The 12733-nt window shown below is 51.1% G+C and carries 17 protein-coding genes and 1 pseudogene; 6 read left to right on the top strand and 12 right to left on the bottom strand.

Translation table 11 applies throughout. The features are described from left to right. Positions 1-248: 248 nt before the first annotated feature. Complete coding sequence (locus tag ACLJRE_RS23580; protein ID WP_001285635.1) at positions 249-803, top strand: gamma carbonic anhydrase family protein; 555 nt, start codon at positions 249-251, stop codon at positions 801-803. Here ACLJRE_RS23580 and ACLJRE_RS23575 read toward each other — a convergent pair. Genes ACLJRE_RS23575 through dprA form a run of 6 tightly spaced genes read right to left on the bottom strand, consistent with a single transcriptional unit; the run spans position 779 to position 4571 of the window. Beyond that, the gene (locus ACLJRE_RS23575) at positions 779-1036 is read right to left on the bottom strand and encodes a DUF1488 domain-containing protein (protein WP_001070571.1); all 258 of its coding nucleotides are present in this window, start codon (positions 1034-1036) and stop codon (positions 779-781) included. The genes ACLJRE_RS23580 and ACLJRE_RS23575 overlap by 25 nt on opposite strands. Beyond that, on the bottom strand, positions 1033-1851 hold the full coding sequence (gene aroE / locus ACLJRE_RS23570) for a shikimate dehydrogenase (RefSeq protein ID WP_000451194.1): 819 nt from the start codon (positions 1849-1851) through the stop codon (positions 1033-1035). Before aroE ends, ACLJRE_RS23575 begins: the two co-directional genes overlap by 4 nt. A 4-nt stretch (positions 1852-1855) precedes the next feature. Further along, on the bottom strand, positions 1856-2428 hold the full coding sequence (gene tsaC / locus ACLJRE_RS23565) for an L-threonylcarbamoyladenylate synthase type 1 TsaC (RefSeq protein ID WP_001063621.1): 573 nt from the start codon (positions 2426-2428) through the stop codon (positions 1856-1858). Between the two features lie 4 nt (positions 2429-2432). Further along, positions 2433-2975, bottom strand: a complete 543-nt coding sequence (locus tag ACLJRE_RS23560; RefSeq protein WP_001129708.1) for a type I DNA topoisomerase — start codon at positions 2973-2975, stop codon at positions 2433-2435. Positions 2976-3001: 26 nt separating this feature from the next. Continuing rightward, on the bottom strand, positions 3002-3475 hold the full coding sequence (smg, locus tag ACLJRE_RS23555; protein ID WP_000460663.1) for a DUF494 family protein Smg: 474 nt from the start codon (positions 3473-3475) through the stop codon (positions 3002-3004). Continuing rightward, complete coding sequence (gene dprA / locus ACLJRE_RS23550; protein WP_015406263.1) at positions 3447-4571, bottom strand: DNA-protecting protein DprA; 1125 nt, start codon at positions 4569-4571, stop codon at positions 3447-3449. The genes smg and dprA overlap by 29 nt, the downstream gene beginning before the upstream one ends. A 131-nt stretch (positions 4572-4702) precedes the next feature. Between dprA and def the strand changes: the two genes are divergently transcribed. From def to mscL, 5 genes are all read left to right on the top strand, one after another. Beyond that, entirely contained in the window at positions 4703-5212 is a 510-nt protein-coding gene (def, locus tag ACLJRE_RS23545) for a peptide deformylase (RefSeq protein ID WP_000114987.1), read from the top strand. Between the two features lie 15 nt (positions 5213-5227). After that, entirely contained in the window at positions 5228-6175 is a 948-nt protein-coding gene (gene fmt, locus ACLJRE_RS23540) for a methionyl-tRNA formyltransferase (RefSeq protein ID WP_001285176.1), read from the top strand. Between the two features lie 51 nt (positions 6176-6226). Continuing rightward, the gene (gene rsmB / locus ACLJRE_RS23535; protein WP_023212403.1) at positions 6227-7516 is read left to right on the top strand and encodes a 16S rRNA (cytosine(967)-C(5))-methyltransferase RsmB; all 1290 of its coding nucleotides are present in this window, start codon (positions 6227-6229) and stop codon (positions 7514-7516) included. 21 nt (positions 7517-7537) lie between these two features. Continuing rightward, the gene (gene trkA, locus ACLJRE_RS23530; protein WP_000691374.1) at positions 7538-8914 is read left to right on the top strand and encodes a Trk system potassium transporter TrkA; all 1377 of its coding nucleotides are present in this window, start codon (positions 7538-7540) and stop codon (positions 8912-8914) included. A gap of 141 nt (positions 8915-9055) precedes the next feature. After that, positions 9056-9469 (top strand): large-conductance mechanosensitive channel protein MscL, encoded by a 414-nt coding sequence (gene mscL, locus ACLJRE_RS23525; protein ID WP_000008119.1) that lies wholly within the window; start codon positions 9056-9058, stop codon positions 9467-9469. 1 nt (position 9470) lies between these two features. On the opposite strand, the pseudogene ACLJRE_RS23520 reads toward mscL, so the two are convergent. The 6 genes and pseudogenes from ACLJRE_RS23520 to rpsD form a co-directional block, all read right to left on the bottom strand. After that, positions 9471-9674, bottom strand: a pseudogene (locus ACLJRE_RS23520) (alternative ribosome-rescue factor A); the annotation flags it as partial. Between the two features lie 57 nt (positions 9675-9731). Then, positions 9732-10157 (bottom strand): Zn(2+)-responsive transcriptional regulator, encoded by a 426-nt coding sequence (zntR, locus tag ACLJRE_RS23515; RefSeq protein ID WP_000285585.1) that lies wholly within the window; start codon positions 10155-10157, stop codon positions 9732-9734. Positions 10158-10167: 10 nt separating this feature from the next. Further along, on the bottom strand, positions 10168-10536 hold the full coding sequence (locus ACLJRE_RS23510) for a DUF1992 domain-containing protein (protein ID WP_000266515.1): 369 nt from the start codon (positions 10534-10536) through the stop codon (positions 10168-10170). A 107-nt stretch (positions 10537-10643) separates the two neighbouring features. After that, the gene (gene rplQ / locus ACLJRE_RS23505; RefSeq protein WP_001216370.1) at positions 10644-11027 is read right to left on the bottom strand and encodes a 50S ribosomal protein L17; all 384 of its coding nucleotides are present in this window, start codon (positions 11025-11027) and stop codon (positions 10644-10646) included. Positions 11028-11067: 40 nt separating this feature from the next. After that, positions 11068-12057: a DNA-directed RNA polymerase subunit alpha gene (locus ACLJRE_RS23500; RefSeq protein ID WP_001162094.1), complete on the bottom strand. Its 990-nt coding sequence runs from the start codon at positions 12055-12057 to the stop codon at positions 11068-11070. Between the two features lie 25 nt (positions 12058-12082). Next, the gene (rpsD, locus tag ACLJRE_RS23495; RefSeq protein ID WP_000135226.1) at positions 12083-12703 is read right to left on the bottom strand and encodes a 30S ribosomal protein S4; all 621 of its coding nucleotides are present in this window, start codon (positions 12701-12703) and stop codon (positions 12083-12085) included. Between the last annotated feature and the right edge of the window lie 30 nt (positions 12704-12733).

Here is a 12733-nt window from a genome sequence, read left to right as displayed (position 1 = left end):
ATTTTTCTCTTCAACCGACCGGCTGTTTGTGTGAAGTGATTCACATCCGCCGTGTCGATGGAGGCGCATTATAGGGATCCCATTTTTTTGCACAAGCGTTTTTTGGATCTTTTTTTCTGTTTGTTGATTTTTCATCCCTTTCGCTCCATTCCTGCGCAAAGTGGCGATTTTTTGATGCTATCTCCCCTTGCACAACGCCATTAAAGCAACCAAAGTCTTCATGACTATTCATTTATGATGAGGTAGACATGTCTGACACATTACGTCCTTATAAGGATCTTTTTCCTGAAATCGGTCAGCGCGTGATGATCGATACCAGCAGCGTGGTTATTGGCGATGTCCGTCTGGCGGATGATGTCGGGATCTGGCCGCTTGTGGTGATTCGCGGCGATGTGAATTACGTTGCGATAGGGGCTCGTACGAACATTCAGGATGGCAGCGTTCTTCACGTAACCCACAAGTCTCCATCCAATCCACACGGCAACCCATTAATCATTGGCGAAGATGTTACCGTTGGCCATAAAGTTATGCTGCACGGCTGTACCATCGGTAACCGCGTACTGGTCGGTATGGGCTCCATTGTGCTGGATGGCGCGATAATAGAAGATGACGTAATGATTGGCGCGGGAAGCCTGGTGCCGCAGCACAAACGGCTGGAAAGCGGCTATTTATATCTTGGCAGTCCGGTAAAACAGATCCGCCCCTTGAGCGATGCTGAGAGATCGGGCCTGCAGTACTCCGCCAATAACTATGTAAAGTGGAAAGACGACTATCTTTCTCAGGATAACCATATCCAACCGTGATCATCTTCCTGCTGGGCCAGGATTAATGCTTCCGCCTCTTCTTCCAGGTCCCAGCGATACTCACGAAAAATGGCCAGCCATTGCTCCGCTGTTTCTCCACCAAAGCGATACGCCAGTACATCTTTTTTTATTGCACACGTGAGTTGCATCCCATTAACCAGGGCGGGAAAGATGATAGCACTGGCGGCAGTATCCCATTCTTCGCGGTCAGGAAATTGTATGGCCTGGTTCACGCTAATAATTCCTGCTGTAGCAGCTCAATCACTGGCTCGACCTGCGGTAATACACCGTGCCAAAGCAAAACGGCATGTGCAGCCTGCCCCACCAGCATTCCCAGCCCATCTGCGTAGCGTTTTGCGCCCTGTTGTACACACCAGGAGAGAAATGGCGTATTCCCTTTTTGATAGAACATGTCATAGCAACAGAGGGAAGGGTGAATAAGTGACGCCGGAATCGCCGGGATTTCGCCCCGTATGCCGCTGGAGGTCGCATTAATAATCAGGTCAAACTCACAACCATCCAGCTTGTCCATATCCGTGGCATGAACGCTGCCGGTATGAGCAAAGATTTTCGCCAACGCTTCGGCACGTGAAGCTGTACGGTTAGTGATAGTGACCGCGCAATCCAAAGAAAGCAGGGGTAACAGCACGCCCCGGGATGCGCCGCCCGCGCCAATCAGCAAAATACGCAATCCTGGGCGGATAAAATTTAAACGTTCGAGATCGCTTAATAAACCGATACCGTCAGTATTGTCGCCAAGCAAACGACCATCTTCCAGCCGTTTTAATGTATTGACGGCTCCCGCCAGCGATGCTCGTTCCGTTAACTCATCCGATCGCGCAAACGCCTCCTCTTTAAAAGGTACTGTGATGTTTGCGCCTTTTCCCCCTGCCGCGAAAAAGGCATCAAGCGTATTAATGAAATTATTAATAGGGGCCAGCACGCGACCATAGGGGTGAACAATATCTAGCTGCTGAGCAAACTGCTGATGAATAAATGGCGATTTGCTGTGAGCAATCGGATTTCCAAAAACAGCATAGGTTTCCATCATATTACCCCTGTCGAAACAGTTCGCCCGTCAGAGCATCGCGAATTTCTGAAGGATTTAAACGCCCACCCGTTGCGCCTTCAACCACCGGAAAATCATCGCCAAATTGCGCACGTACCTCTTCAACGGTACGACATGGCGGTAATCCGCTCAGATTGGCGCTGGTGGAAACCAGCGGTTTGCCATACGCATTGCATAGCGCGACCACCAGCGGGTGGTTGGTAACACGAACGGCCAGGGAATCAAAACGTCCCGTGAGCCAACGCGGCGTTGTCGCGGGCGCAGGAAAAACAAACGTTACCGGCCCGGGCCAGCAATCAAATACCGCTTTACGCTGTGCGGCGGTAAGTATGCTGTCATCAATATAAGGTTTTAACTGCTCAAAGCTGGCGGCAATCAAAATGAGTCCCTTATCGACGGGCCGTTGTTTTAACGCCAGCAGGCGCGTAACGGCTGTTTCACTATCGGGATCGCAGCCGACGCCGAAAACGGCTTCTGTTGGATAAGCGATGACATTTTCTTTATTCAGGAGATCTACCGCTGCGACGATAGATCCTGTTGGCAGGTTATTATTCACTTGTTTATTCCACCGGAACCGGCTTTCCACATTGTTTACTGGCGCAAAAGCGCTTCACGCCCTGCGCGGTTTTCTTTTCGATGAGTAGCGGATAATGGCACTCGGGGCATTCCCCCGCAACCGGTGTGAAGTTAATGACGAACTGACATTCCGGGTAGCGATCGCAGGAATGAAAGATTTTACCGTAACGAGAACGGCGCTGGACCAAATGTCCTTGCTGGCAGGCTGGACAGGCAATCGCCGTTTCATCCGGTTTATCAATAACCACTGTATGTTCACATTGCGGATACTGACTGCATCCGATGAACATGCCAAAGCGCCCCTGACGCAGCACCAGTACGGCGCCACACTCAGGACACAGTTGCCCCTCCAGAATTTTAACGATATGTCCGTCCGCCTGACTTTTCAGCGGACGAACGTAATCGCATTCCGGATAGCGAGAACAGCCGAGAAACGGACCATGTTTCCCGGAGCGAATTACCAGTTCGGCCCCGCACTGCGGGCAGGGCTCATTTTTACGCACCGAAAACAGTGCTGATTTAGCCATATTCACTCATGCAGCATTAACACCTATCAATGCAGCATACCTTCATTTACCTCAAAGAGTAATTCTTCCATTTGCTGATAGGCGTTTTCACAGCCCGGAATGTTGAATAACACCATCAAAATAACCCATTTCAAGTCTTCCAGGTCAAACTCTGCGGTATCCAGCGCCAGCACACGCTCAATCACCATTTCTCGTGTTTCGAGGTTTAGCACCTGAATCTGCTCAAGGAATAACAGGAACCCCCGGCAACTGGCATCAAGCCTTTCACACTCTTCAACCGTATAAATGCGCATTGAAAGAGGGTCGGAAGCAAGTTGCATGGGTTCCGCGAGGCCATCTTGATAGTCAGCGAGTTTTTCCAGCCACAGCAGCGCATTGTAGATGTCTTCGCGATCAAACCCGGCGTCGGTGAGATCACGCTCCAGTCTGTCCTGATCCACGCGCAGCTCGGCTTCGTTATGGATGTATGTTTCAAACAAATACATTAGTACGTCGAACATGGCTTGCCCTCCTTAATCGGACATAGCCGCCGGGTACAGCTGCGATCCATCCTGCTAACTCCAGTTCGAGTAGCTGAGCCACTACCGCTGGCACAGGTTGGCCGGCACGTTCAGCGACGACGTCAACAGGTGTTACCTCATCTCCTACGTTAGCCAGGAGCTCAGGAAATGGCAATGCCGCCTCATCCTGATTTAGTGAATAAAGTGAATTTTCCGCCGTAGTTGGCAACCAGTGTAAGCCGTATTGCAAATTTTCCAGAATATCCTCCGGCGTCGTCACAAGCGTAGCCCCTTGTTTAATTAACCAGTGCGTGCCTTCGCTTCCCGGACTACCGATAGGACCTGGTAATGCAAAAACGTCCCGCCCCTGTTCAAGCGCGCAGCGCGCCGTCACCAACGAACCGCTGCGCAACGCCGCCTCAATCACCAGCACGCCTTTGCTCAGTCCGCTGATAATGCGGTTTCTGCGAGGAAAATTTTGCGGTAGCGGAGGCGTTGAAAGCGGAAATTCTGAGATCACTGCGCCGCCGGTGGCAATCACGTTTTCAGCCAGCACGGCATGTCGGCGAGGATAAATCTTTGCCAAACCATTCCCTAACACCGCTACACTTTTTCCCCCCATACTCACCGCGGCGTTGTGTGCTACGCCATCAATTCCCCGGGCAAGGCCGCTGGTGATCGTCAAACCGCTTTTCGCAAGGCTTTCGCAAAGCAGACGTCCCCAGCGTTCTCCATACCAGGAGTGGCTCCGGCTCCCTACGACGGCAAGTTGGCAGGTATGCAGACAGGCAGGATCACCGTCAATAAAAATAGCGCCGGGATAATCGTCAATAGCACGCAGTTGGGGAGGATAAATTTCACTATCCGCACACAGAAAATAGTGCTGCGGTAGTTCAAGCCAGCGTAACGTCTCATCAAGCACACCTGCTGGAAGCTGTAAAAAACGTTCAGCTTGCCGCGCGGTAAGACCAGCCTCCTGAAGGTGCGTGCGATTTATCTGAGGCTGGCGAATAAGCGAATTCGCCATGTTCAACATCGCCTCGCCATAAAGGTCGCCGACGTACATTAAACGTAACCAAATTTCGGTACGGGCCATCCTTTCCCTCCCCTGCCACAAGCAGTCTGAACAATCTTTGCGATTGGTCACTGATGCTGTCAATCAGGTGGGGATTTGTCTAGAATAGAGGTAATAATCTTTTCAACTCCTGAACACAACTCTGGATAATTATGTCAGTTTTGCAAGTGTTACATATTCCGGACGAGCGCCTTCGCAAAGTCGCAAAGCCGGTTGAAGAAGTGAATGCAGAAATTCAGCGTATCGTCGATGATATGTTCGAAACGATGTACGCCGAAGAAGGTATCGGTCTGGCTGCAACGCAGGTCGATATCCACCAGCGAATCATCGTGATTGACGTTTCGGAAAACCGCGACGAGCGCCTGGTACTCATTAACCCGGAATTGCTGGAGAAAAGTGGCGAAACGGGTATAGAAGAAGGCTGTCTGTCGATTCCGGAACAGCGCGCTTTAGTGCCGCGCGCCGAGAAAGTGAAAATCCGCGCGCTGGATCGCGACGGCAACCCGTTTGAGCTTGAAGCGGATGGTTTACTGGCAATCTGCATTCAGCATGAGATGGATCACCTGGTCGGTAAACTGTTTATCGATTATTTGTCGCCGCTGAAGCAACAACGTATTCGTCAGAAAGTAGAAAAACTCGACCGCCTGAACGCCCGGGCTTAAAGGACAAGAACCAACGTGTCAGATTCACTACGTATTATTTTTGCGGGTACACCTGACTTTGCAGCGCGTCATCTCGACGCGCTGTTAACTTCTGGACATAACGTTGTCGGCGTATTTACCCAACCCGATCGTCCAGCAGGTCGCGGCAAAAAGTTGATGCCCAGCCAGGTAAAAGTGCTGGCGGAAGAAAAAGGCCTGCCCGTTTTCCAGCCCGTGTCGCTTCGTCCTCAGGAAAACCAGCATCTGGTTGCTGACTTACATGCCGACGTCATGGTTGTCGTAGCATATGGTCTGATTCTCCCAAAGGCAGTGCTGGATATGCCCCGTCTCGGATGTATCAACGTTCACGGTTCGCTGCTTCCACGCTGGCGCGGCGCGGCGCCTATTCAGCGCTCACTCTGGGCAGGCGATGCGGAAACCGGCGTCACAATTATGCAGATGGATGTAGGGCTGGATACCGGCGACATGCTGTATAAACTTGCGTGCCCGATTACCGCAGAAGATACCAGTGGCTCACTGTATAATAAGTTGGCTGAACTTGGCCCGCAGGGGTTAATTACCACACTAAAACAACTGGCGGACGGCACAGCGACGCCTGAAGCGCAGAATGAAGCGCTGGTCACTCATGCGGAAAAGCTCAGTAAAGAAGAAGCGCGTATTGACTGGTCTCTCTCCGCAGCACAGCTGGAGCGTTGCATTCGCGCCTTTAATCCGTGGCCAATGAGCTGGCTGGAAATCGACGGTCAGCCGGTAAAAGTCTGGCAGGCGTCCGTCATTGAGGACGCCACGCAGTCGCTGCCGGGAACTATTCTGGCCGCGACGAAACAGGGCATTCAGGTTGCAACAGGCAAGGGGATATTAAATTTGCTTTCGCTTCAGCCTGCCGGCAAAAAAGCGATGAGCGCCCAGGATCTGTTAAATTCACGCCGGGAATGGTTTATTCCTGGTAACCGTCTTGCCTGACGGTCACGTCTTTATAAGCCCGGTGTTACCGGGCATTTTTATTTTATACATATGAAAAAACAAAACAATTTACGTAGTCTGGCAGCACAGGCCGTTGAACAGGTCGTCGAGCAGGGACAATCATTAAGTAATGTGCTCCCGCCGCTGCAACAAAAAGTCGCCGATAAAGACAAAGCGCTACTTCAGGAGCTGTGCTTTGGCGTCCTGCGCACTCTTTCACAGCTGGAATGGCTGATCAATAAGCTGATGTCTCGTCCAATGACCGGCAAGCAGCGTACTGTGCATTACTTAATTATGGTCGGCTTTTATCAGTTGCTGTACACCCGCGTCCCTCCCCATGCGGCGCTGGCTGAAACCGTTGAAGGCGCGGTCGCCATCAAACGTCCGCAGTTGAAAGGGTTAATTAACGGCGTCCTGCGCCAGTTCCAGCGCCAGCAGGAAACGTTGCTTAATGAGTTTGCGACCAGCGATGCGCGCTTTTTACATCCAGGTTGGCTGGTAAAGCGTTTGCAAAATGCCTACCCCACACAGTGGCAACGCATTATTGAAGCGAATAACCAGCGTCCACCGATGTGGCTACGTGTAAATCGTACACACCACACCCGCGACGGTTGGCTTGGCTTACTTGAAGACGCAGGCATGAAGGGATATCCGCATCCCGATTATCCCGACGCTGTACGTCTGGAAACGCCAGCTCCGGTACATGCTTTACCCGGTTTTGCTGAGGGTTGGGTAACTGTCCAGGATGCCTCTGCGCAGGGATGTGCGGTTTTTCTCGCTCCTCAGAACGGTGAGCACATTTTAGACTTGTGCGCCGCGCCCGGCGGTAAAACCACGCATATTCTCGAAGTGGCCCCCGAATCAGACGTGTTGGCGGTTGATATTGATGAACAACGGCTCTCCCGCGTTTACGACAACCTAAAGCGTCTTGGGATGAAAGCGACAGTTAAACAAGGGGATGGACGTTATCCCGCCCAATGGTGCGGCGAGCAGCAGTTTGACCGTATTCTGCTGGATGCGCCCTGCTCCGCAACCGGCGTCATTCGCCGTCATCCAGATATCAAATGGCTGCGTCGCGATCGCGATATCGCGGAACTGGCGCAATTACAGGCGGAAATTCTTGATGCCGTCTGGCCGCGCCTGAAGCCCGGCGGGACGCTGGTTTACGCCACCTGCTCCGTACTGCCGGAAGAAAACCGCGATCAGATCAAAGCCTTTTTGCAACGCACTCCCGATGCCGCACTCAGCGAAACGGGAACACCTGATCAGCCAGGACAGCAAAATCTGCCGGGCGGCGAAGAAGGTGATGGGTTCTTTTACGCTAAGCTAATCAAGAAGTGATGAGATAACGGGCCACGACTGATGAAAATTATCATACTGGGCGCAGGGCAAGTTGGCGGAACACTGGCGGAAAACCTGGTCGGCGAAAACAACGACATCACGGTGGTTGATACCAACGGCGAACGGTTACGCAGTTTGCAAGATAAGTTCGATCTACGCGTAGTTCAGGGGCATGGTTCGCATCCCCGCGTGTTGCGCGAAGCGGGCGCTGACGATGCGGATATGCTGGTCGCTGTCACCAGTTCAGATGAAACTAATATGGTTGCCTGTCAGGTAGCCTATTCACTCTTCAACACTCCAAACCGTATCGCCCGCATTCGCTCCCCGGACTATGTTCGCGATGCGGATAAACTCTTTCATTCTGAAGCGGTTCCGATTGATCATCTGATAGCGCCGGAGCAGTTGGTTATCGATAATATTTATCGTCTGATCGAGTATCCAGGAGCATTACAGGTTGTAAACTTTGCCGAAGGGAAAGTCAGTCTGGCAGTAGTAAAAGCCTACTATGGCGGTCCACTAATAGGTAACGCGCTCTCGACAATGCGAGAGCATATGCCGCATATCGATACCCGCGTTGCCGCAATTTTCCGCCATGACAGACCAATCCGTCCTCAGGGCTCGACTATCGTGGAAGCAGGGGATGAAGTCTTCTTTATTGCGGCTTCACAGCACATTCGTGCAGTAATGAGCGAATTACAGCGTCTGGAAAAACCCTACAAGCGCATCATGCTGGTGGGCGGCGGCAATATCGGCGCCGGGCTGGCAAGGCGTCTGGAAAAAGACTATAGCGTTAAATTGATCGAACGCGATCAACAACGCGCCGCAGAACTGGCTGAGAAGCTGCAAAACACGATCGTCTTTTTTGGCGACGCTTCCGATCAGGAATTGCTGGCGGAGGAGCATATTGATCAGGTCGATCTCTTTATCGCGGTCACTAACGATGATGAAGCCAATATCATGTCTGCGATGTTGGCTAAGCGGATGGGCGCCAAAAAAGTGATGGTGCTGATTCAGCGTCGCGCTTATGTCGATCTTGTGCAGGGTAGCGTTATAGATATTGCGATTTCTCCGCAGCAGGCCACCATCTCTGCATTACTGAGTCATGTGCGTAAAGCAGATATCGTCGGCGTTTCCTCACTACGTCGCGGGGTTGCCGAAGCCATCGAAGCCGTCGCGCACGGCGATGAAAGCACTTCCCGCGTGGTTGGCCGCGTCATTGACGAAATTAAACTGCCGCCAGGCACCATTATTGGCGCGGTCGTTCGCGGTAATGATGTCATGATTGCTAATGACAATTTGCGCATTGAACAAGGCGATCACGTCATTATGTTTTTGACCGATAAAAAGTTTATTACCGACGTCGAACGTCTGTTCCAGCCAAGTCCTTTCTTCCTCTAATTTAAGGGGCGCTCATTCAGCGCCCTTTTTAATTCCCTTTATTTATCAAGGTTTAATTTATTTCGCTAAACAGAAGCCGTAAATGGAAAATGCCTTAGCATTTGTTAAACTTATAACGTCAGCTGCATAGGGAGAATAAAAATGAGTTTTATTAAAGAATTTCGCGAATTCGCGATGCGCGGGAATGTTGTGGATTTGGCAGTGGGTGTCATTATTGGCGCGGCATTCGGTAAGATTGTTTCTTCACTGGTTGCCGATATCATTATGCCGCCGTTGGGATTGTTAATCGGCGGGATCGACTTTAAACAATTTGCTTTTACGTTACGCGAAGCGCAGGGAGATATTCCGGCGGTCGTCATGCATTACGGCGTGTTTATCCAGAACGTATTTGATTTTGTGATTGTGGCCTTTGCTATCTTTGTTGCCATTAAGCTTATCAACAGACTCAACCGTAAAAAAGCAGAAGAGCCGGCAGCTCCGCCAGCGCCTTCTAAAGAGGAAGTGTTATTGGGCGAAATCCGCGATCTGCTGAAAGAACAAAATAACCGTTCTTAATAAGCAGAAGGCCAGTGGTAAAAAAGTCACTTACTTTCTTGCCACTGGCCTCCCAGTTCCCTCGATTACCGTGTTTACCTTTACGCAGATAACTTCCTTTGCCTTTCTTATTTTTTTCAACGCGTTGCCTGAACAGTGGATCATGCAGTAATGCCTCAATGGCATTGTCCTTTATCTGCCCTTTCTTATGTTGATAACGACTCATAATGTCTCCCGATTGTATAAATTAACGGCGCGAGTGTAGCCCCGCCGGTTCAATAAATCAACATCCTGATTTCGCTCCACTGGCCCCCTGCTCCAGGGCTTCCAGAATGGAACAATAGACGCTACTGTGGGCCGTTCCGCAACAAGCATCATTAAGCCTTTGTAACGAACGCTGCATCGTTTGCAGTTCCGCAATCCTGGCTTCAACCTCCTGCAATCGCTCTTGCACAATACTTTTTGACTCCTGACAGGTATGGTGCTCAGGATCAATTCGGATCGATAAAAGTTCGCGGATCGAGTCGAGCGTGAAACCCAACTGTCGCGCATAACGAATAAATTTGAGACGCTGCAGATCGTTTTCGGTATACAGACGAAACCCGCCTTCAGTACGTACCTCATGATCCATCATCTGCTGTTTTTCATAGTAGCGAATGGTATCAGGCGTTACGTCTGCCAGCTTTGCCAGCTCACCAATGCGATACATACAAGCTCCGTTAATTATCGTTGATTTTATGCAGCAGTTTTTCTGCATACTCACCGTGTAAAAAGTCGGTACTCAACCCAGCCTGCCGAAGTTTTAGTTCAAGCAGCGAGAGCTGGCGACTAACCTGATGGTATCGAGGGTCATCTTCCCGGATACTGTTGAGGATATCAAGTAACTGAATAGCGTCTCTGCGCTGCTCCAGTTCAGGGGGAAGACAGCCCGCATTCTTGAGTAAGCGATAACCCGCACGAAGTTCCGCCGGCACATGAGAATCATCATCCAGAATAAGCGGCTCGCCGCGGCCAGGCAGATTATCAAACTCGCCTTTACGCTGTGCCTCGATAATATGACGCTCTGCCCACTGGTCAAGTAACCACATACGTCGCTCCAGGGATTGAACGAAAAGAATACAATTATTGTAGATATATGGGGTTCAGGAGGGTATAAAAAAACCCGCCGAAGCGGGTTTTTTTACGTTACTACAGATTACTCTGCAGCAGCTTCTGTTTTCTCTGAACGATCAACCAGCTCGATGTATGCCATCGGCGCGTTGTCGCCTGCACGGAAGCCACACTTCAGAATGCGAGTGTAACCACCGGCGCGGCTCGCGAAACGCGGGCCCAGCTCGTTAAACAGTTTTGCCACGATCTCGTTATCACGAGTACGGGCGAATGCCAGACGACGATTAGCAACGCTATCAGTCTTGGCAAGAGTAATCAGCGGCTCAACTACGCGACGCAGCTCTTTCGCTTTAGGCAGGGTCGTCTTGATGATTTCATGACGAACCAGTGAACCTGCCATGTTGCGGAACATAGCCTGGCGATGGCTGCTGTTGCGGTTCAGTTGACGACCACTCTTACGATGGCGCATGACCTTATCCTTCTCAGTAAAACCTTAACCTGTGATCCGGTTACTCGTCAGCGATGCTTGCCGGTGGCCAGTTTTCCAGGCGCATACCCAGAGACAGTCCACGGGAAGCCAGCACGTCTTTAATCTCGGTAAGAGATTTTTTACCCAGGTTAGGCGTCTTAAGAAGCTCAACCTCGGTACGCTGTACCAAATCACCGATATAGTGGATAGCTTCTGCCTTGAGGCAGTTAGCAGAGCGGACAGTCAATTCCAGATCGTCAACAGGGCGCAGCAGGATCGGATCGAATTCTGGTTTCTCTTCTTTCACTTCCGGTTGACGTACATCACGTAAATCAACGAAAGCTTCCAGTTGTTCAGCCAGGATGGTTGCCGCACGACGAATCGCCTCTTCAGGATCGATTGTGCCGTTGGTTTCCATTTCGATGACCAGCTTGTCCAGGTCGGTACGCTGTTCTACACGCGCTGCTTCAACATTGTAGGCAATACGCTCTACAGGGCTGTAGCAGGCGTCGACCAGCAGACGGCCGATTGGGCGCTCATCTTCTTCCGAATGAATTCGGGTAGAAGCCGGCACATAACCACGACCGCGCTGAACTTTGATACGCATACTAATAGACGCGTTTTCATCGGTCAGGTGGCAGATCACGTGCTGCGGCTTGACGATTTCGACATCCCCATCATGGGTGATATCGGCTGCAGTCACAGGGCCAATGCCAGATTTATTCAAGGTAAGAATAACTTCATCTTTACCCTGAACTCTCACCGCCAGCCCTTTCAGGTTGAGCAGGATTTCCAGGATGTCTTCCTGAACGCCTTCTTTGGTGCTGTACTCATGTAGTACACCATCAATCTCAACCTCGGTCACCGCGCAACCCGGCATCGATGAGAGCAGAATACGGCGCAGTGCGTTACCCAGAGTATGGCCGAAGCCACGCTCTAAAGGCTCAAGGGTCACCTTGGCGTGCGTCGAACTCACTTGCTCGATATCTACCAGGCGCGGTTTTAGAAACTCTGTCACAGAACCCTGCATTGTGTCCTCTCTTTGGTACTAAGCTTTACTTGGAGTAAAGCTCGACGATCAGGTGTTCGTTAATGTCCGCAGACAGATCAGAACGCTCAGGCTTACGCTTGTACGTACCTTCCATCTTGCCAGCATCAACTTCCAGCCAGGTTGGCTTTTCACGCTGCTCAGCCAGCTCCAGAGCGGCTTTCACGCGAGACTGCTTCTTCGCTTTCTCACGAATGCTAACAACGTCATTCGGACTAACCTGATAAGAAGCGATGTTAACAACACGACCGTTTACCATAATTGCTTTATGGCTAACCAGCTGACGTGCTTCTGCACGAGTGGCGCCGAAGCCCATACGGTATACAACGTTGTCCAGACGACCTTCCAGCAGAGCCAACAGGTTTTCACCGGTGTTGCCTTTCAGACGTGCTGCTTCTTTGTAGTAGTTACGGAACTGACGCTCCAGCACACCGTAAATGCGGCGAACTTTTTGCTTTTCACGCAACTGCACACCATAGTCAGACAGACGCGGCTTACGCGCACCGTGCTGGCCAGGAGCTTGTTCAATTTTACACTTGGTATCGATCGCGCGAACGCCAGACTTAAGGAATAAGTCGGTGCCCTCACGACGGCTCAGCTTGAGCTTAGGACCCAAATATCTTGCCATTTTCTTTCTCCAACTAACCTGGAAAACGAA

It is taken from the genome of Salmonella sp. SAL04157 (assembly GCF_046551635.1).
Taxonomy (GTDB): domain Bacteria; phylum Pseudomonadota; class Gammaproteobacteria; order Enterobacterales; family Enterobacteriaceae; genus Salmonella; species Salmonella enterica.
This window is presented reverse-complemented; position numbering and strand designations above follow the sequence as displayed.